Annotated in this window: 19 protein-coding genes and 9 tRNA genes; 15 read left to right on the top strand and 13 right to left on the bottom strand. The window is 45.0% G+C overall.

Going from position 1 to position 16620, the window contains the following annotated elements; translation table 11 throughout:
* Positions 1-65: 65 nt before the first annotated feature.
* The 3 genes from nudC to FXV75_RS12790 form a co-directional block, all read right to left on the bottom strand.
* On the bottom strand, positions 66-887 hold the full coding sequence (nudC, locus tag FXV75_RS12800; RefSeq protein ID WP_148833938.1) for an NAD(+) diphosphatase: 822 nt from the start codon (positions 885-887) through the stop codon (positions 66-68).
* Positions 888-960: 73 nt separating this feature from the next.
* Positions 961-1986 (bottom strand): L-threonine 3-dehydrogenase, encoded by a 1026-nt coding sequence (gene tdh / locus FXV75_RS12795; protein ID WP_148833937.1) that lies wholly within the window; start codon positions 1984-1986, stop codon positions 961-963.
* Positions 1983-3194: a glycine C-acetyltransferase gene (locus FXV75_RS12790; RefSeq protein WP_148833934.1), complete on the bottom strand. Its 1212-nt coding sequence runs from the start codon at positions 3192-3194 to the stop codon at positions 1983-1985. Before FXV75_RS12790 ends, tdh begins: the two co-directional genes overlap by 4 nt.
* Before the next feature lie 188 nt (positions 3195-3382).
* Here FXV75_RS12790 and FXV75_RS12785 point away from each other — a divergent pair, with 188 nt between their 5' ends.
* The 9 genes from FXV75_RS12785 (at position 3383) to FXV75_RS12745 (ending at position 5273) form a co-directional block, all read left to right on the top strand.
* Positions 3383-4468, top strand: coding sequence for a polysaccharide deacetylase family protein (locus FXV75_RS12785; protein ID WP_148833933.1), 1086 nt, complete (start codon positions 3383-3385; stop codon positions 4466-4468).
* A gap of 35 nt (positions 4469-4503) precedes the next feature.
* Positions 4504-4594 (top strand) — tRNA-Ser (locus FXV75_RS12780).
* 38 nt (positions 4595-4632) lie between these two features.
* A tRNA-Asn gene (locus tag FXV75_RS12775) sits at positions 4633-4708 on the top strand.
* A 1-nt stretch (position 4709) separates the two neighbouring features.
* Positions 4710-4786 (top strand) — tRNA-Pro (locus tag FXV75_RS12770).
* 26 nt (positions 4787-4812) lie between these two features.
* Positions 4813-4888: transfer RNA gene (locus tag FXV75_RS12765), tRNA-His, on the top strand.
* A 13-nt stretch (positions 4889-4901) separates the two neighbouring features.
* Positions 4902-4977 (top strand) — tRNA-Lys (locus tag FXV75_RS12760).
* Between the two features lie 37 nt (positions 4978-5014).
* Positions 5015-5090, top strand: a tRNA-Asn gene (locus FXV75_RS12755).
* A 2-nt stretch (positions 5091-5092) separates the two neighbouring features.
* A tRNA-Pro gene (locus FXV75_RS12750) sits at positions 5093-5169 on the top strand.
* Between the two features lie 28 nt (positions 5170-5197).
* Positions 5198-5273: transfer RNA gene (locus FXV75_RS12745), tRNA-Lys, on the top strand.
* 379 nt (positions 5274-5652) lie between these two features.
* Here FXV75_RS12745 and FXV75_RS12740 read toward each other — a convergent pair.
* From FXV75_RS12740 to FXV75_RS12715, 7 genes are all read right to left on the bottom strand, one after another.
* Positions 5653-5736 (bottom strand) — tRNA-Tyr (locus FXV75_RS12740).
* 53 nt (positions 5737-5789) lie between these two features.
* Positions 5790-6755 carry a ProQ/FINO family protein gene (locus FXV75_RS12735; protein WP_148833931.1) on the bottom strand — a complete coding sequence of 322 codons (966 nt, stop codon included), beginning with the start codon at positions 6753-6755 and terminating at the stop codon, positions 5790-5792.
* A gap of 13 nt (positions 6756-6768) precedes the next feature.
* Positions 6769-6936 (bottom strand): hypothetical protein, encoded by a 168-nt coding sequence (locus FXV75_RS16360; protein ID WP_187424892.1) that lies wholly within the window; start codon positions 6934-6936, stop codon positions 6769-6771.
* A gap of 5 nt (positions 6937-6941) precedes the next feature.
* Complete coding sequence (locus FXV75_RS12730) at positions 6942-7415, bottom strand: hypothetical protein (RefSeq protein WP_148833929.1); 474 nt, start codon at positions 7413-7415, stop codon at positions 6942-6944.
* Entirely contained in the window at positions 7412-7642 is a 231-nt protein-coding gene (locus FXV75_RS12725) for a cell division protein ZapB (protein WP_148833926.1), read from the bottom strand. The genes FXV75_RS12730 and FXV75_RS12725 overlap by 4 nt, the downstream gene beginning before the upstream one ends.
* 53 nt (positions 7643-7695) lie before the next feature.
* The gene (locus FXV75_RS12720) at positions 7696-8889 is read right to left on the bottom strand and encodes a flagella assembly protein FlgT (RefSeq protein WP_148833925.1); all 1194 of its coding nucleotides are present in this window, start codon (positions 8887-8889) and stop codon (positions 7696-7698) included.
* Positions 8890-8892: 3 nt separating this feature from the next.
* The gene (locus FXV75_RS12715) at positions 8893-9522 is read right to left on the bottom strand and encodes an LPP20 family lipoprotein (RefSeq protein WP_148833923.1); all 630 of its coding nucleotides are present in this window, start codon (positions 9520-9522) and stop codon (positions 8893-8895) included.
* A gap of 451 nt (positions 9523-9973) precedes the next feature.
* Between FXV75_RS12715 and FXV75_RS12710 the strand changes: the two genes are divergently transcribed.
* The 6 genes from FXV75_RS12710 (at position 9974) to FXV75_RS12685 (ending at position 13883) form a co-directional block, all read left to right on the top strand.
* Positions 9974-10642, top strand: a complete 669-nt coding sequence (locus FXV75_RS12710; protein ID WP_148833920.1) for an alpha/beta hydrolase — start codon at positions 9974-9976, stop codon at positions 10640-10642.
* Between the two features lie 28 nt (positions 10643-10670).
* The gene (locus tag FXV75_RS12705) at positions 10671-11132 is read left to right on the top strand and encodes a DUF2489 domain-containing protein (protein ID WP_148833918.1); all 462 of its coding nucleotides are present in this window, start codon (positions 10671-10673) and stop codon (positions 11130-11132) included.
* A complete protein-coding gene (locus tag FXV75_RS12700) occupies positions 11132-11500 on the top strand; it encodes a hypothetical protein (RefSeq protein WP_148833916.1) in 369 nt (122 codons plus the stop codon). Before FXV75_RS12705 ends, FXV75_RS12700 begins: the two co-directional genes overlap by 1 nt.
* A 36-nt stretch (positions 11501-11536) precedes the next feature.
* Positions 11537-12367 (top strand): mechanosensitive ion channel family protein, encoded by an 831-nt coding sequence (locus tag FXV75_RS12695; RefSeq protein ID WP_148833914.1) that lies wholly within the window; start codon positions 11537-11539, stop codon positions 12365-12367.
* A gap of 143 nt (positions 12368-12510) precedes the next feature.
* On the top strand, positions 12511-13020 hold the full coding sequence (greB, locus tag FXV75_RS12690) for a transcription elongation factor GreB (protein ID WP_148833913.1): 510 nt from the start codon (positions 12511-12513) through the stop codon (positions 13018-13020).
* Positions 13017-13883 (top strand): DUF72 domain-containing protein, encoded by an 867-nt coding sequence (locus tag FXV75_RS12685; protein ID WP_148833911.1) that lies wholly within the window; start codon positions 13017-13019, stop codon positions 13881-13883. The genes greB and FXV75_RS12685 overlap by 4 nt, the downstream gene beginning before the upstream one ends.
* A gap of 33 nt (positions 13884-13916) precedes the next feature.
* Here the strand turns inward: FXV75_RS12685 and FXV75_RS12680 are convergent, their stop codons facing one another.
* The 3 genes from FXV75_RS12680 to FXV75_RS12670 all read right to left on the bottom strand — a co-directional run bounded on the left by FXV75_RS12680 (position 13917) and on the right by FXV75_RS12670 (position 16579).
* Positions 13917-14462, bottom strand: a complete 546-nt coding sequence (locus FXV75_RS12680; protein ID WP_148833909.1) for an NUDIX hydrolase — start codon at positions 14460-14462, stop codon at positions 13917-13919.
* 9 nt (positions 14463-14471) lie between these two features.
* Entirely contained in the window at positions 14472-15728 is a 1257-nt protein-coding gene (locus FXV75_RS12675; protein WP_148833907.1) for an HlyC/CorC family transporter, read from the bottom strand.
* A 68-nt stretch (positions 15729-15796) separates the two neighbouring features.
* Complete coding sequence (locus tag FXV75_RS12670) at positions 15797-16579, bottom strand: inner membrane protein YpjD (protein WP_148833905.1); 783 nt, start codon at positions 16577-16579, stop codon at positions 15797-15799.
* Positions 16580-16620: the final 41 nt, after the last annotated feature.

Here is a 16620-nt window from a genome sequence, read left to right as displayed (position 1 = left end):
GGCTTCAAATGGAAGCCCTTTTTTGTTGAATACCGATAATAAGTCTGTATTGAACACAGAAATAATTAGAGCGGATTTGCGCTTATGTGTTCGATATGACGATGGATAAGCTGCCCTGAAATGGTGGCCAAGTTCGGGGTATGGGGTAAATCATCAATAGGGTACCAGTCGGCTTCGTCTATTTCGCCTGGTGCTGGGGTGATTTCGCCGCTGTCATAGTCGGCGAAAAAACCGACCATCAGTTGATGAGGAAACGACCAAGGTTGACTGTCGACATAACGTATATTGGTGACTTCAAGCCCCACTTCTTCACGGATTTCACGCGCGACAGCCTGTTCTAGTGTCTCGCCTGCTTCGACGAAGCCCGCGATGTTGCTGAACTTCCCTTTTGGCGCGTGTAGGCCGCGTGCTAATAAAATCTCATTGCCTTTACGGATCGACACAATGATGCAAGGGGAGATTCTGGGGTAATGTCGTAACGTACAAGATGGGCAGATTTTGGTGTGTTCTTTGGTGTGCTTTTCACGCATCGCTGCGCCGCAACGACCACAAAACTGGTGATCTCTGTCCCAAGTAGACAGCTGGTGAGCACGGCTTAACAACAAATAGTGAGATTGGTCCTGAAGGAAAAGCAGCTCGCGTAAGCCGGTTTCTGTAAAGCCTTTAGGAATAGATTCAAAACGACACACAAAAATGTCTCGTGCTTCGCCTTCTTGGTTGGTCCATGCGCCACAAAACACGGCGTTCATGTTGGCATTAGGTTGGAAATGTGTAAAGGGTATCAGAAACTGGTCGTCCGACTCTGTTAGCACTTGATTACGGTGCAACAAAATATAGAGCGCGTCTTGGTGGGGCAGTGGGTGTGTTTGAATGCCGATGTCTAACATGTGTTTGCTCGGTTTGCGTCTAAAAGAATGACGCTAACGCGATCACCTTCTCGACGCAATAACTTGAGTGCATTTAATGCCAATCTAGGATGACTTTTCCTGATTGACCCGATTCCATTGTGTCGAAGCCCTGCTGAAAGTCATCGATGTTAAAGCGATGAGTAATAATGGGGCGTATGTCTAAACCAGATTGCAGCATGGCGACCATTTTGTACCAGGTTTCATACATTTCTCGCCCGTAAACCCCTTTGATGATGAGACCCTTAAAAATAACCTGATTCCAATCAATGAGTGTGTTTTTACTAGGAATTCCCAGCATGGCAATTTTTCCACCATGGTTCATGTTTTCAAGCATGGAGCGGAACGCCTGATCATTGCCCGACATTTCTAAACCAACATCAAAGCCTTCGTGCATGTCGAGCTCGGTCATGACGTCTTTCAGCGATTCACGACTTACGTTAACGGTGCGCGTGGCGCCCATTTTTTTGGCAAGACCCAAGCGAAAGTCGTTTACATCGGTAATGACGACATTACGTGCACCAACATGCTTAGCGATGGCTGCAGCCATGGCGCCAATTGGGCCTGCACCGGTAATTAATACGTCTTCACCGATGAGATCAAACGACAGTGCTGTGTGCGTCGCGTTACCAAAGGGATCAAAAATAGCGGCCATGTCATCGCTGATGTTGTCAGGGATTTTAAACGCATTGCTGGCGGGTATGGCTAAATATTCGGCAAAAGCGCCCGTACGATTGACGCCGACGCCCAGTGTTTTTCGGCATAAATGGCGTCGCCCAGCGCGACAGTTTCGACAATGGCCACAGGTAATATGACCTTCACCAGACACGCGATCACCAATTTTAAAGCCAGAAACTTCAGGGCCAATATCAGTGATCACACCAACAAACTCATGGCCGATGGTCATCGGCGTCGGAATGGTGTTTTGTGCCCATTCATCCCAGTGGTATATGTGCATATCCGTTCCACAAATCGCGGTTTTGCGTATTTTGATGATGACGTCGTTATGGCCGCACTCGGGATAGGCCACGTCGGTCATCCAAATGCCCTTTTGTGGGTGCTGTTTTGTCAGCGTTTTCATGGTGTATTTCCTTCAATTAAACCCATTTCACGTCCTACTTTTGCAAAAGCATGGATAGCTTGGTCGAGCTCTTGTTGAGTGTGAGATGCCGACATCTGAGTGCGAATTCTGGCCTTACCCATGGGTACGACAGGGTAAGCGAATCCAGTCACAAAGATACCTTCTTTGTAGAGGGCGTTGGCCATTGCTTGCGCCACGGAGGCGTCGCCCAAAAGTACTGGAATAATCGGGTGGTCGCCGGGGATTAAGTGAAACCCTAACGCGCTCATTTTACTACGAAAATATTGGCTATTCTGTTGCAGTTGATGGCGAGCCGCGGAGCCGGTCTGAATCATCTCAAGGATGGCAATACTGGTGGCGGTAATAACGGGTGCCAGTGAATTTGAAAACAAATAAGGTCGCGAGCGCTGACGCAACCAGTCAACAACGTTTTTAGACGCGCTGGTGTAACCACCCGATGCGCCACCAAGGGCCTTGCCTAATGTCCCAGTTATGATGTCAATGCGTCCGAGCACATTGCAATATTCATGGCTGCCTCGACCGTTTTTCCCTAAGAATCCGACCGCATGAGAGTCATCGACCATAACGAGTGCATCGTACTTGTCGGCAAGGTCGCAGACAGATTTGAGATCAGCAATGATGCCATCCATAGAAAATACGCCATCCGTTACAATCAACTTGGTTTTTGCGCCATCTATGTCTGCTTGCTGGAGCTTAGCTTCCAGTTCACCCCTGTCGTTATTTGCGTAGCGGTAACGTTTTGCCTTACATAAACGAATGCCGTCGATGATGCTGGCGTGATTGAGTGCATCGCTGATAATCGCGTCTTCTTTACCGAGCAGTGTTTCAAACAGCCCGGCGTTGGCGTCAAAGCAGGACGAATACAGGATCGTGTCTTCCATCTGTAAAAAGTCGCTGAGGTTTCGTTCTAGCTGGGTATGAATGTGTTGCGTCCCGCAGATAAAACGCACCGACGCCATACCATAGCCGTGCTGCTCCAGTGCTTGATGGGCTGACTGGGTGACGTATCGGTTGTTGGCCAGTCCAAGGTAGTTATTCGCACACAGGTTAATCAGAGGGGTCTTGTCCGTGGTCTGTATTTGACTGGATTGAGGCGAGATAAGTGGGCGCTCTTGTTTATAGAGCCCTTCATTTTTTAGAGTTTGAAGTTGATCTTTGAGATGTTGATAAAAAACGGATTTACTCATGCTAACCTCTTATTTTTGTCTAATCTGATTCATCGAGTGTAGGAGTTAGTTCTCATAAAAAGTAGAGGCAGTGACATAGCAAAACAGCCATAACAGTTTACGGTGTAGGGCATGAATGGGCCCTGTACTGGTTATGTGTTTGTTTCGTCCGTAGAATGCGTTGAAACAATCACTAAAAAGGAAAAAGTATGTTGTTAAAGTGTCATGTTGGTTTATTAGCGGTCGTGCTGAGTGTCTCGGCGCAAGCACAGGATTATTTGCCCGTGCTTCAATACCACCATGTGAGCAATACCACCCCAGCGTCTACTTCTGTGACGCCTGAGCAATTTACTGAGCACATGGATTATTTACAAAGTGCTGGTTTTACTGTGGTGGATTTACGCTCTGCGTTAGATGATTTAAAAGCCAGAAAATCTTTACCTGATAAAGCCGTGGCTATTTCATTTGATGACGCCTATCGCAATATTTATCAAGCCGGCTTTCCGATTTTAAAAGAAAGACGTTTTCCTTTTACTGTGTTTATTAACACGGAGCCTGTTGAGCGTAACAGTCGACGCTTTTTAACGTGGGAACAAATGAAAGAAATGCAGGAAGCGGGTGCGGTGTTCGCCAATCATACCATTCGACATCCCTATATGTTGCGCAAAGAAAAAGGCGAGGAGAATGAGGCATGGTTAGCGCGAATGGCGTATGAGGTAGACACAGTTGAAAAATTGCTGATAGACAATTTAGGGTATTCACCCAAAATGCTGGCGTACCCCTATGGTGAGTCGAATAGTCGCATCCGTGATCTGATGGAAGCCAAAGGTATGATGGCGTTTGGCCAGCAGTCGGGTGTAATCAGTGCTGATTCGGATTTTGAAAATTTACCGCGTTTTCCAGCGTCTGGTGCTTACGCTCCATTGTCGACATTAAAAACTAAGTTACATTCTAAGCCGATGCCCTTGCTTGCCGAGGAGACGGGTGGTGATTATGCGACGGATCAGCCTGTGTCTATTCGGCTGACTTTTAAGGATGGACAGTACCGTTTGAAGGATTTGGCGTGCTACGTGTCAGGCCAGGGCAAAACGTCCCTTGATTGGACGTCTGACCGTGAAGTGATTGCCACAGCAAATAAAGCATTTGGCGTGGGGCGAGGTCGAATTAATTGCAGCATGCCGGACCGTTCTGGTCAGCAGTATTACTGGTATTCCAACGTCTGGATTCGCTCTGCGCCTGAACAGGGCTATGTAAACGAAAAAAGTGAAACTTTTTTAAAAAAGAGGTTGCACTGAAATCTCAAATCAGTATTATACATCTCGCTCGCAACGGAGGGGTGGCAGAGCGGTTTAATGCACCAGTCTTGAAAACTGGCGTAGGTTAATAGCCTACCGAGAGTTCGAATCTCTCCTCCTCCGCCATCTACTGGATGGTCGTTGTAAGCAAAGATAAAATTAGTTCCTCGATAGCTCAGTTGGTAGAGCAAATGACTGTTAATCATTGGGTCACTGGTTCGAGTCCAGTTCGAGGAGCCATCGGAGTATAGCGCAGTCTGGTAGCGCGCCTGCTTTGGGAGCAGGATGTCGGGGGTTCGAATCCCTCTACTCCGACCATTATTTTATCATCACCATTAGTAATGGTGGGCGTAGCTCAGTCGGTAGAGCTCCGGATTGTGATTCCGGCGGTCGTGGGTTCAAGCCCCATCGTCCACCCCATTACTTGATAGTTGGGTCGTTAGCTCAGTTGGTAGAGCAGTTGACTTTTAATCAATTGGTCACTGGTTCGAATCCAGTACGACCCACCAACTATCCTTATTTATGTCCTGCACTAATCTGATTAATTCCTCGATAGCTCAGTTGGTAGAGCAAATGACTGTTAATCATTGGGTCACTGGTTCGAGTCCAGTTCGAGGAGCCAATCGGAGTATAGCGCAGTCTGGTAGCGCGCCTGCTTTGGGAGCAGGATGTCGGGGGTTCGAATCCCTCTACTCCGACCATTAGGTTGTCAGTACAAAAACTATGAGCGGGTCGTTAGCTCAGTTGGTAGAGCAGTTGACTTTTAATCAATTGGTCACTGGTTCGAATCCAGTACGACCCACCATTTTTGTCCTTGCCTTCTCATTTCTTTTTTATTGTCTTTTATCCTGTCTCTTACTTATTTCTAAAGATAGCTTATCTATCTGCCTATCTGCCTATCTGCCTTATTCTTAGTTTTTGGTTCGTGCTTGTGTCTTGTTTGTTGTGTATGACATGTTGTACGTGACATGTTATGAATGGTTGGTTCTAGTGATTTGGTGTGGTCTTAGTGGGGTGGCATTAATGGGGGGTTGTGATTTTTTAATAAAATGTGGATAAGTCTGTGCTTAAGGTGTGGTTTTATCCAGATAAAGCATGGTACTTATGCTTTTTGAAGTTTACTTATTGAAAGGTGCTTGGATTTTTCTTGAATCTGCAAAACATTAACTTCAGATAAAAATTAATGGTGGAGGGAGGTGGATTCGAACCACCGAAACTTTCGTGGCAGATTTACAATCTGCTCCCTTTGGCCACTCGGGAACCCCTCCACAGCAGCGGGACGTATAGTATACGCACCGCATTGCCATGTAAACACTTTTCGTTATTTATTTAGTAGTTTTTCTAGTTTTGCCTTCATGCGATCTTCGGCAGATAAGTTGTCGTAAACATCATCCTGCTTTGGTGTTGCCTCTTTTGCTACTTTAGGTTCAATTTTGGCTTTGTTTTTATCTGCGCTGAATCGGGCTTTGTGTTTTGACTTTGGCGATGGTGACGAAGTTCTGTCTCTCATCGGTCTGCCTGTTGTGGTTGTTTTTGCCTTTTTAGGGATCATAGAGTCCGGTAAGGCGGGTTCGTTATTAACTGCAGTGCCTTCAAGGTCAATTCGTGGCTGACCAGACAATAGGCATTTTTTATAGCGGTCTGAGCGAGTGTAAGCGGCTAAAGCGCGTTTTTGTTTGCTGGCATTAAAGTTATCGTCTAATACCATATCTTTGTCTATGCCGACTTTCAGTGGTTTAGGTTGATTCCAGTCAAACGCTTTGGGGTAACGGTCTTCAAGCAATTTGATTAGGCGACGGTTGTTTTTTTGATTTTTCTGACGCTTTTTTTGTTCAGGCGTCAATGTCGCTGCCTCTGTGGTGCTTTCACTTGCTTCATGTACGCTAGTGTTTTTGGTGTCTACTAGTATGTCGTCTTTTTGCAAGCCGTCAAGCTCAGGTTGTTGTGTGGTCATGTAATCAATCTGTTCTGTTGTCGTGGTTGTGGTGCTGTTATCAGCAAGCTCGTGCAATAGATCAATGTCCGGTTGTGGGTCAACTGGGCTTGATGGTATTGCTTGCTCAGAAGGAGGGGAGGTTTCCAAAGGATCAAGAGAATCTTCGATATAAAGTTGCAATTGATCTTCTGTTGACCGGTCTGCCATCTGTTGCAATAGGTCCATTGAAGCGCTGTACTCAATGGTGGAGGATGTTTTCCCCTTTAACTGTTGTATTTCCTCGTGAGCAATGTCTAATTGTTCAATCAGCGAGGTGATTTTCGCTTCGAGTGTGGTAATAAGTTTTTCCATAAAAACACAAAGCTCAATCTTTAATTGGCGTTAACGGAATGTTGGGCGTGTTACTTGTGCCAATCATTTCATTGCGCTGACCTTCATCGGGTAAGGTGATATTGATACTGTTATCACTTTGCCACCAAGTAAACGCCATAGCGATTAAAAAACTAATAATGAAAATACGAAATAATGTCATTTTAGTTAAAACGTAAGTCCAGCGCCAACCATCACATGTTTGTCGTAAGTGTCATCGCTACTGTTGAGTATTTTAATATACACATCGAGTCGTGATGTATCCGATGTTGCTACGCGAAAGCCAGCTTCTGGGTAGTAGACGGTATCGTCCATAAAGGACACGCCACCACCAATAAATGACCACATTGGAATGCCAGGGAATATTTGAAAGGCCGGCGTGGCGCTGTAAAAGCGAGAGCCAAGGGTCACGGCGCTTTCAAATTTTTCGCCAATCACAAAGGAAAACCCTCCATAGAAAGAAATGTTCTCGGGGAGTGTGTATTCCATTGATGCATTTAAAATGGATGTTATATTTTTCTGCCCCATCGTATTGTCGGGACGAGCAGCGGCAGATTCAAACGTCACCAGACTCGCAATTTGTCCTTCAGCTGATGCGTGCGCACTCACTAAAACTAAAGTTGCAAGAAGAAGTGATCTCATTGTTTGTTGTCCATTTGGTTTAAGCGATTAAGCATCTGAGAAAGTGATGATTCCCAGTTGGTTTGCTGCTCTTTGGTTTGTGTTAATGCGTTTTGAATGTCATTTTTTTCTTCGCTAAGTTCGTAATTTTGCATTTCTAGCTCTGAAATGCGCGTACGTAAAGAGCCAATTTCTTCAACCGCTTCGTTGATGCGTTGTTCTAGGTGGTGTAGTAGTTCGTTATTCATTGTTGATCCTAAAGTATAAAGTGGCCGTTGAGTCTCGGCGCAGTTGTATGAAATTACCAGGCAATCACGACATCTTGTTGTTGAACATTTAATATATTGGAATCAACAACCAATTCACCTACTGAAAAGTTAGGCTGAACTTGCTTAATTGTAACACTGATATTGGCATTGTTCAGCTGGGTTTGCGTAGATTGGAGCTGATTAAATACCTCATATCGGCGGTAAATATTAAATTTATCACCTTGCTTGATGCCTGCGAGTGAGCCCGCTGATATATGTATTCTATTGCCTTCAGTACGAAAAATGTTGGCAATGAAGGGCTGGCAGCGCAGCTGTTCACTGGTGTCCAAAGCGCTTTCTTTTAAAGCTTGTTGTACTACTTTGCCATAATGGATAGTCCAAAATTTTGCGCTTCCAAAGCCAATCCTAGCATGATCCGAAATGTCCCAATTGCCGACTTCACTGTATCTGTGCTCAAACAGCAAGGCGCCACTGAAACCATCGTAAATGTAAATATCGACCACAAAGTTTCTTTCTTTATCTAGGTCGCTATTCGAATTTTTTGCGGCTTCTTTATCATTGGGGAATCTGAGATAGACTTCGCCAATATCTCGAATAACGCCGCTGATGACATATTGTACGCCAAGTTGCTCACTTATTCGTGTGACATTTGTAAGTGAGCCATCGTAATTCGTAGAGGAGGGGGCGTTGATAAGGTCAGGGTAGATGGCGACGTTTGTTGCTGTTAATGCTCTTACATAACCTTGTTTATTAATGGCATCCGCGAAATGTTTGGGTAGTTCGCGAGAGATGTTGCTCAGTTCACCGAGGCTTGCTTGTTGTGGGGTTTGAAGCTCAAATCCGGTCACACCGACGGTCTTTTTGTAGTAGCTGGTTGGCCCAGTACTGCATTGTGAATCGGGCGTAACTTCAACTCTGGCCATTACGCTAAGAAAGTCACCATTTTGTTCTTCAAAGAGTATTCTCGCTTGCTGAACTCGACCTGTACTGCGTATTTCTAAATTGGATTCAAGGTCGCCGTTGCTCAATGTGTCTTCAGCATTGACTCTTGAGCCAGATTGTAAGACGGCTTGTTTGATGGCTTGTTGTGTTGCTCTATAACGCGCATCGGCTATGTCATTGTCATAAATCACGGCTTGGCCTTCAGCGTCGACACTGTTTGCAAAGCTCAGTGCTGATGACAAGCAGATTAGGGTAATCAGGGCAGTGCGATTCAAAAGCAACATGACTTATTCAATGCTGTAAAAGTTTGAAGTTGGTGTGGTGTTTTGAACATTAAGAGTGCGGTAGCCTGGTTGGACTTTGCAGTTTGGGTCCGTTTGGATGCTAGAGGACGTTAAGCATTCTCTGAAATTTTCTTGCAACGCCATTTCAACAACGGTTTCAAATGTACCATCTTCGTGTTCGCGTTGTGATACGACTTTAGCGCCAACTAGGTATGCGTCTACGTATGTTCTAAGTTCATCATTTTGCATGACCATGTTGCTCAGTGAGCTGGAGCCGTCAATTTTTAAGCCATACACTCGTTCAGAAAGATTTCTGTAAGCATCTAACATAGAACTGCGCAAAGACAAAATACGAGCCTGAGAAGCGGAAAGGCGCTTGTTTGTCATAGCGGCGGCATAGCCTGTCGCCGTCACTAAGATCGGTTCTTGTTTAATGATTCTAATGGTGTTGGTTGTGCTGCCAACATTGTTTTGTGTGTAGGCGGTGGTTGAGCTGTTTCCGACCGCATTGCCGTTACAGGGTGAAACGGTGGTGCATACTTCTCCGCTTGCACTTGGCTGACTAAGGTTTTGGCAACCAGTAAGGATGACAGCGCCTAAAGCTAGTAAAAAGAATCGAAGTGTTGTGGTCATTGCTGTGCCTTTAATTTGTCGGTCATTACTTTTATATCCCGTGCTTTGTGCAGCGTACTTTGAAGCGGTTGTCAGCATGAAGCAATGTTATTGCTGATGCCATATTATTTCATGATTTCAGCGTGTGTTTTTACTATGCCTAGCTTTAGTCTCAAAATGTAAACTATTTTACGCGCTAACGTCCATGCTTGGTCGCGGAAAAAACGTTTTTTCTGTGTTTTTAATGGTGAATACAATGATTAGCTCCATTTTGGTTGTTTTTAGTCGCTTTTATGTTGATCTATTTTCTGCGTGTTTGTTGTGGTTGTGTTGTTTGAGAGGATTTTAATGGTGTGTTTTTAAGGGAGGGCTCGGTCTCGGTGAACGGTTTGGTGTAGGCTATCGAGCCCATAACCGCAATATGATACGCTAAGGCGCATTATAATTGCGTGTTTCTTTTGGAGTATTAAATATGACTGATTTGTTGCCCTATGTGTTGGTTGAAACCCATCCTAAGCCCGAGGCTGTGGTGATTTGGCTTCACGGGTTGGGCTCTGATGGGCACGATTTTGAGTCTTTAGTGCCGGCTTTGTCTTTATCGCCGATGGCGAAAATACGTTTCATTTTTCCTCATGCGCCACAACGTCCAGTGACCGTTAATGGCGGCATGACCATGCGCGCTTGGTACGATATTTATGAAATGTCGCTGGATCGCAAAGTAGACATGGCGAACATCGACGAATCTTGTCAGCAAATTGAGGGCATCATAGAAGATCAAATTCATCAAGGTATTGCCGCAAACCGCCTCGTTCTGGCGGGGTTTTCTCAAGGCGGGGTGATCGCTTATCAGGTTTCCTTACGTACAAACCATGCGTTAGCTGGCGTTATGGCGCTGTCAACGTACTTAGTTGGTGATGATGCCATCGTGGAGGCCAATGAATCTGCGAACGGTCGAACGCCTTTTTTAATACAGCATGGCACGCAAGATTCTGTTGTGGCACCAGTATTGGCGGTCAAAGCAAAAACTTTGCTGTCAGAGAAAGGTTATTCAGTGGAGTATCATACATACGATATGCCGCATTCAGTTTGCCCAGAGCAAGTGCAAGATATTTCAGAATGGCTCAATGCAAGACTGGTTTAGTTTTTGATTTTAATTGACAGGACCTTATATGTCTTTTACTGCGTTTTTAGTGTTTTTAATCGGCTCCGTGATTGTGATCGCGGTGTCGCTTTGGTGTATTTTTCGTCAGCTCAAGCGGAATCAAGCAAGGGAAGCAAGAATCCGTGCCGGTGAGATACGGTTCCAAGAGGAGCGACAAAAGAGAATCGACAGTATTAACGTGCTTTTGAAAGTTGTTGGTACCGATGAGTTGAGTTGGATTGAGGCGAGCATCAGAATTAAGCTTTTGCTTGACCAGTTGAGGGAAGATTTCTCAGCGCATGCAGATATTTCAGCGTTTTACATACTGACCGAAAAAACACAGCATATTCCGACTCATGAGCAGTGGGGGGAATTACCAAAACCTGCACGAATCAAGTATCGACTCGAAATGGATCGTTATGAAACGGAGTTTCATGGTCAGTTGCAACGGGCTCGAGTGGCATTACTGGCGCACGACTTCACATCCTAATGCTGGAATTATTGTTATCGATCGTCAGTTTCTTTTTTCTGTTAGTGGCGTTAATGGTGTTTTTTATACGTCACCAGTCCAAAATACCCTATTATAACTTTACCCAGAGTCAATGCGTAGATTTGCTTGGCAAGGCTATACATGGACGCTTGCCTGAGTGTGAGTGGCATGCTTTTATTGGTATGAGTGTTCGAGGAAACGATGCGTTAGACGCGTTGCGCGAGCAATGCTCGCTGATAGATGAGAGTGGTGTAAAAGGTACACAGCGTAGAGAGGGCCGTCTTTGTATGGTGTTCAACAAGCAAGGAGTGGATCTGCTGGAGTCGTTGTACGATGAGTGGCTGCATAAATCAGACTGTTTAATTTGATTTACTATAAATGGAAGAGAGAAGGATCAAAGTATTATGAATGAAATAGAAACTTTATTTAACCAAGGTGCGGATATGATGCCTTGGTTAGTAGACAGTGTGATCAATTTGGCTATTGGTCTTGTTATATTTTTTATGGGTAAGTTTGTTGCCGGTAAAGTGGCCCATTGGTGTGAAAAACGACTATTAAAAGCTTCTGTAGATCAAGCGGTTGCTGGTTTTGCCTCAAGTATTCTCTATGCTCTAATGTTTGCGGGAATCGCGCTCATGGCGCTGGGTCAAGTGGGTGTAGAGACAACGTCTTTCATTGCTATATTAGGTGCGGCAGGTTTGGCTGTTGGTCTTGCACTTCAGGGGTCGTTGTCTAATTTTGCATCCGGTGTGTTAATCATTTTATTGCGTCCGTTTCGTTCTGGCGATTTTATCGATGCCGGTGGTCAAATGGGCACAGTCAATCGGATTGAGTTGTTTCATACTTATCTTAGAACGCCGGATAATCGAGTTATTATTGTTCCGAACTCTTCTGTTATGAATGGTTCTATTGTGAATTTTTCTCGTGAGACGACTCGTCGTTTGGATTTGGTTGTAGGCATCAGCTACGACGCTGATATTCGCTTGGCGAAAAAGATTATGGAAGAGATTGTTAGTGCCGATGAGCGCATTCTAAAAGACCCTAAGTGTTTGATTGCAGTATCAGAACTTGCGGACAGTTCGGTGAATTTTTTCCTACGTCCTTGGGTTGCCTCTGGAGATTACTGGACGGTTCGAGCCGATCTACTGGAAAAAATCAAATACACTTTTGATGAGCAAGGCGTGGGTATCCCTTACCCTCAAATGGACGTGCATGTTCATAAACAGGAGTCATGAGTATTTCGACCATTTTTTTGTGTATAGGGCTAGTGTATTGAGTGGGGCTGCGTTGATTTAACTGTGCTGTAAAAGTGAATGCCGTCGAGCGCTTGTTTGGCGGCATTTTTGTTTATTTTTAGTTGATTGTTGAGTGATGTGTTATGAGTCGATATCGTCCACCTTCACCGCCAAAATCTGCCTATATCACGCAAGAAGGTGCTCAGACTTTACTGGCAGAACTAAAATATCTTTGGAAAGAAAAGCGTCCCGCTGTGACGGAGACGGTTCGTGAGGCGGCGGCTCAAGGCGATCGTTCTGAAAATGCAGAATATCAATACGGAAAGCGACAGTTGCGCGACATTGATCGTCGTGTACGTTACCTTGAAAAGCGATTAGATGTTTGTACCGTGGTGGATCGTTTACCAAGCGACCTGACACGAGTGTTTTTTGGGGCGTGGGTAACGCTGGAAGACGAAGCTGGTGAGTGCAAAGAATACCGTATTGTAGGGCCAGATGAGCTGGATCACCATGTTGGCTATATTAGTATCGATTCGCCTGTTGCCCGTGCGTTGTTAAAAAAGCAGGAGGGTGATGAGGTGAGTATTCGCCTAGAAGGTGGAGAGAAAACTTATTTTGTCGATAGTATAGTGTATCGAGACGCCTCTGTATGAGTATTGGTTACGGCATGGCTCAGTGGCAACATCCGGCGTGGGTGAATTGGTTGTACCCAAGTTCTTTGTCGGCGGCTCAGCGGATAGGGTGCTATGCGGATTTTTTTTCTACCGTCGAGGTGGGAAGTACGTTTTATACTACCGTGGAATCGGAGCAGCTGATGCGCTGGTTTGATGCTGTGCCGGTGGGTTTTCGATTTTGTTTTAAGGCACCACAGTCAGTGACACATAGGATGGCGGATCGACCTTGGCAGGATATTAAGCATGATTGGTTGATGTTTATTGGCTCGTTGCAGCCTTTAGTGCCGAAGTTGGGGCCAACTATGTTGCAATTTCCCGCCACAGTGGATGAGCGTTTTTTGGAGAGAATACTCGCCTTGTGTGATATGTGGTGCTTGTCTTCGCCGCTGTCGGTAGAAGTAAGAAATTTGTCGTATTTTGATAAGGGGGAAGGTAACGAGGCGAGATTTTTATCCGAATTGGCGTCGCGTCGTGTCAATAGGGTAATCATGGATTCGCGTCCTGTGTTTTCGACAGCGGCCTATTGTGACAGTTTGAGAGACGCGCAAAGCAAAAAACCAAGAGTTCCCTGTCATCCTATTGCAACAGCGGAGTATCCTGTGGTCCGGTTTATTGGTCATCCAGATGTATTGCATAATGAGGTTTGGCTGGATCAGTGGGCGGTGAAGCTAGTTCAGTGGCTAGACAAGGGCTTGTCGCCATTTGTGTTTGTGCATTCATCCGATAATATAGCCGCACCGACATTGGCAGCGATGTTGGATCAAAAAATTCAGCGCCTAAGTCCTGGTTACCAGTCGACATTGGTTTTGCCAAGTAGTCAAGAGCAAGCGAGTTTGTGGTAATGCTTCGTCCGTTATTCTGTGAAATGCGTTTGGTTATTCGTAGGTATTGTTTAGAAAAATAGTGTCTTCATGAAAGCCATAATGGCCTTTTTTGTGGTCCTCTATGAACAAAGAGAGCGTTTTGGTAACGCTGCTAAACGCCAGCTCATCCCAAGGAATATCCTCTAAGGCAAACAGGGATACCTCTGAGCTTTCTTCTGTAGCATGAAAATCATCTTGTTCCAGCTCGGCAAGATAAAACAGGTGAACCTGATTTATGTGCGGAATGCTGATCATGCTAAAAGCTTGTTTGCATATTGCCACAGACCCGCTTTCTTCCAATGTCTCTCTGAGTGCGCCTTCTGAGGTGGTTTCTTTGTTCTCCATGAAGCCTGCGGGTAGCGTCCAAAACCCAAGGCGTGGTTCAATGTTTCGGCGACACAAAAGTATTTTTCCCTTATAAAGGGGCAATGTCCCAGTGATGATCCTTGGATTATCGTAATCAATAAATTCACAGCTAGGGCAAACAGCCCTAGTGCGATTGTCACCCGGTGGAATGCACATATGAACAGCATGACCACATTGCGGACAATATCTCATAGCATTTCCTTACCGTTTTAACTGAAGTTTGGCGTACTTAACCACTTTGTCTTCGATGGCTTGAATTTCAATCATGTAATGGCCAACCCACAAGCTGATGGGGTGCTCAGGGATGAATTCCAGTGTTTCTATGATTAGGCCGTTGAGTGTTTTTGGTCCATCTGTCGGCAAATGCCAATTAAGTGTTTTGTTGATTTCTCGAATATGAGTTGATCCTTCAATTCTGAAAGAGCCGTCATCGAGGGTTTGGATCTCTTCTTCTTCATCTTGGGTAGGCGGCGTGAATTCGCCTACTATTTCTTCTAATACGTCTTCCAGTGCGGCAATGCCCTGAACATCACCGTACTCATCTACGACAATGCCCATTTGCTGGTGATCTTTTTGGAAGTTTAGCAGCACAGTGTTGAGTGATGTGCTTTCTGGGATGAAATATGGTTCCACCGTAGCTTTCAATAGTGCTGCTTTAGATGGTGTTGGGTCGCGTAAAAACACCGCCGCATGACGAGCATGTAGAATGCCAATGACCTTGTTGATTTCACCGTTATAAACGGGCATTCGTGTGTGTCTGCTTTGGCAAATTTGTTCAATGATCTCTTCAATGGAGTCTTCAATGTCGATACCGATGACTTCATTGCGTGGGATCATGATGTCTTCGACAGACACTTTTTCAAGATCAAGAATGGAAATTAACATTTCTTGGTGGGCCGCAGGGATAAGGCCGCTGGCTTCATTGACCACGGTTCTGAGCTCTTCAGAGTCCAGAGTGTTGTGATTATTTTGTGCTGCATTAACACCAATTAAGCGCAATAAGCCGTTAGAAATGGTGTTAACTAAAAACACCAACGGGTAAAGCACTTTTAATAATATAGCGAGTACCCAAGAAGCCGGGAAAGCGATTCTTTCAGGGTGGATGGCCGCCAGTGTTTTGGGTGTGACCTCCGCAAAAATTAGCACAATCATCGTGAGGGCGGCGGTGGCGATGGCAACGCCAGCGTCTCCCCATATGCGCACGGCGATAATGGTTGCAATCGCAGAAGCGAGAATGTTTACAAAGTTGTTCCCAATTAAAATGACGCCAATCAGTCTGTCTGGTCGTTCTAGGAGAGAGCTTACTTTTATGGCTGATTTGTTCTTGTTTTTGACTAGGTGTTTGAGTCGATATTTATTAATCGATAACATACCCGTTTCGGAACTCGAAAAAAAAGCAGAAAGTAAGATAAGACAAGCAAGTATTCCACTAAGAACACTGATAGGTACTTCGTTCAAAAAAGGATCGCCTCAACGGTTAATATGGTCTGATTATTGGTTCTTACGTTGTGAGTGTCAAACATACTTTATGACATCGTTGATCCGTGTCGTAAAATTTGCAATACAATTCGGCTGCCAAAGTAGCCTAACATCAACAAAAAGAAACCGCTAACGGTCAATTTTACGGCTAATTGTCCGCGCCAGCCGGCGAAATGTCGTCCTATTAGTAGTCCGGAAAATACGCACCATGATGCCATAGTAAAGAAGGTTTTATGCACCAGGTGTTGAGCAAACATGTCCTCGATGAAGTAAAATCCAGTAGCAATCGTTAAGGTCAGTAGAATGAAGGCCGCCCAAATAAACTCAAACATGACTTGCTCTAATGTTTGCAGTGGCGGCACTCTTAATAATTGTTTTAATTTGTGGTGTTTTAATTGGTATTCTTGCATTGCCAGTAGAATGCCAACGCCGCAGGCCGCCGTAAATAAGCTGTAAGCGACGGAAGCAATAAGAATGTGAGCGCTTGTTCCCCAAGAGTTGCTGCGCAGTTGTGTAAGGTCCCAAGGGTTAATTGCATTGAGCGCAATAACAATGGCCCCTAAAGAAAAGGCGGTGCCCAGCAACAAAGATAGGTCTTTGCTGCGGTTACTTAGCCACAGAAGACTGTTGCCAATAAGTGCAATTAACAGGCCTATGGTGAGAAAGGTAAATCCATCGTGGCTTAATAGTAGCTGTATTAATGAGGCTGTGTGAACAATGATAGCAATGACACCGATATAATGAGTCGTTGCGTTCTTGGGGCGTAAAAAATACGCTGCGCCGGCCATTAAACACGCAATGCAAGCAAGCCATAACAATAATTGAGTCATGAAACTAAAGGTTCCGCAGGGTAAAGGTATAGGGTGGTAAT

This window comes from Marinomonas sp. IMCC 4694 (genome assembly GCF_008122525.1).
GTDB lineage: Bacteria > Pseudomonadota > Gammaproteobacteria > Pseudomonadales > Marinomonadaceae > Marinomonas.
This window is presented reverse-complemented; position numbering and strand designations above follow the sequence as displayed.

Excerpts from the sequence above, each read along its gene's own strand:
- nudC (WP_148833938.1), bottom strand. The coding sequence starts at position 887 with ATGTTAGACATCGGCATTCAAACACACCCACTGCCCCACCAAGACGCG.
- tdh (WP_148833937.1), bottom strand. The coding sequence starts at position 1,986 with ATGAAAACGCTGACAAAACAGCACCCACAAAAGGGCATTTGGATGACC.
- FXV75_RS12790 (WP_148833934.1), bottom strand. The coding sequence starts at position 3,194 with ATGAGTAAATCCGTTTTTTATCAACATCTCAAAGATCAACTTCAAACT.
- FXV75_RS12785 (WP_148833933.1), top strand. The coding sequence starts at position 3,383 with ATGTTGTTAAAGTGTCATGTTGGTTTATTAGCGGTCGTGCTGAGTGTC.
- FXV75_RS12735 (WP_148833931.1), bottom strand. The coding sequence starts at position 6,755 with ATGGAAAAACTTATTACCACACTCGAAGCGAAAATCACCTCGCTGATT.
- FXV75_RS16360 (WP_187424892.1), bottom strand. The coding sequence starts at position 6,936 with ATGACATTATTTCGTATTTTCATTATTAGTTTTTTAATCGCTATGGCG.
- FXV75_RS12730 (WP_148833929.1), bottom strand. The coding sequence starts at position 7,415 with ATGAGATCACTTCTTCTTGCAACTTTAGTTTTAGTGAGTGCGCACGCA.
- FXV75_RS12725 (WP_148833926.1), bottom strand. The coding sequence starts at position 7,642 with ATGAATAACGAACTACTACACCACCTAGAACAACGCATCAACGAAGCG.
- FXV75_RS12720 (WP_148833925.1), bottom strand. The coding sequence starts at position 8,889 with ATGTTGCTTTTGAATCGCACTGCCCTGATTACCCTAATCTGCTTGTCA.
- FXV75_RS12715 (WP_148833923.1), bottom strand. The coding sequence starts at position 9,522 with ATGACCACAACACTTCGATTCTTTTTACTAGCTTTAGGCGCTGTCATC.
- FXV75_RS12710 (WP_148833920.1), top strand. The coding sequence starts at position 9,974 with ATGACTGATTTGTTGCCCTATGTGTTGGTTGAAACCCATCCTAAGCCC.
- FXV75_RS12705 (WP_148833918.1), top strand. The coding sequence starts at position 10,671 with ATGTCTTTTACTGCGTTTTTAGTGTTTTTAATCGGCTCCGTGATTGTG.
- FXV75_RS12700 (WP_148833916.1), top strand. The coding sequence starts at position 11,132 with ATGCTGGAATTATTGTTATCGATCGTCAGTTTCTTTTTTCTGTTAGTG.
- FXV75_RS12695 (WP_148833914.1), top strand. The coding sequence starts at position 11,537 with ATGAATGAAATAGAAACTTTATTTAACCAAGGTGCGGATATGATGCCT.
- greB (WP_148833913.1), top strand. The coding sequence starts at position 12,511 with ATGAGTCGATATCGTCCACCTTCACCGCCAAAATCTGCCTATATCACG.
- FXV75_RS12685 (WP_148833911.1), top strand. The coding sequence starts at position 13,017 with ATGAGTATTGGTTACGGCATGGCTCAGTGGCAACATCCGGCGTGGGTG.
- FXV75_RS12680 (WP_148833909.1), bottom strand. The coding sequence starts at position 14,462 with ATGAGATATTGTCCGCAATGTGGTCATGCTGTTCATATGTGCATTCCA.
- FXV75_RS12670 (WP_148833905.1), bottom strand. The coding sequence starts at position 16,579 with ATGACTCAATTATTGTTATGGCTTGCTTGCATTGCGTGTTTAATGGCC.